Below are 788 nucleotides of genomic sequence, written 5' to 3' on the forward strand. Positions count from 1 at the left end.
TCGAGCATCCCGGCCTCGTCGACCACGAGCAGGTCACCGGGCAGGAGCCGTGCCCGGACGTCGAGGGTATGGCGGTCGCGGCGCGGGTCGAGGGGTTCGCGTGTCCAGCGCCCGTCTGCATCCCAGCGGTACCCGTACTGGTGTGCGAGCCACGCTGCCGAGGATGCGGGGGAGCCGACCTCGGCCTCGGCGACCCGAGCCGCCTTCAATGTCGGTGTCACCACCACCAGCCGACGCTCCTGGGCTGCGAGCAGGGTCGCTGCCGCCGAGAGGGCGGTGGTTTTTCCGGCCCCAGCGGCACCTTGCACGACTGCCAGTGAACTGGTGCCGGTGAGCGCGGCGACCACCTGCTGTTGTCCAGGGTCGAGCCTGCGCCCATTCACGGATGGTGGTGCAGCCGCAGGCTGTCCGGGACGTTCAGCGCGGGCGATGATCCGGTCGATGAGGTTGGCCTCGACGGCGAGCACCTTGACTGAGGTGAGTGAGCGGATGTGTTCGGGGATGTCGGGGCGGTCGACCAGCTGAGGGCACTGGTCGATGGTGCGGGCGGTGAGGTCTTCGACCAGCTCCCTCCGTACGGCGGGTTCGGCGATGACGCCGGCGGCGGCGATGATGCGCTCGATCTCGCCGCGGATGTCGGCGCCGTTCCACGCCGACCGCCGCGCACCGAGCCGGGACAGGACGAGCTCGGTGACCGCGCCACGGTCGATGTGACCGACAGGTACGGCGTCGATTGCCGCCCCTTGATTCGGTGGTTGGAAGCCGAGGTCGTGGAGCTCGTCGCGCCA

The 788-nt window shown here is 70.1% G+C and carries 1 protein-coding gene; it reads right to left on the minus strand.

Features of this window, described 5'->3' with window-relative positions; genetic code table 11:
- Nucleotides 1-788 (minus strand): AAA family ATPase (locus ACOADB_RS01555; protein WP_378596154.1); only part of this gene is annotated, 788 nt, incomplete at both ends.

Origin of the sequence: Nocardioides sp. CPCC 206348 (assembly GCF_048654705.1) — a bacterium.
Taxonomy (GTDB): Bacteria; Actinomycetota; Actinomycetes; order Propionibacteriales; family Nocardioidaceae; genus Nocardioides.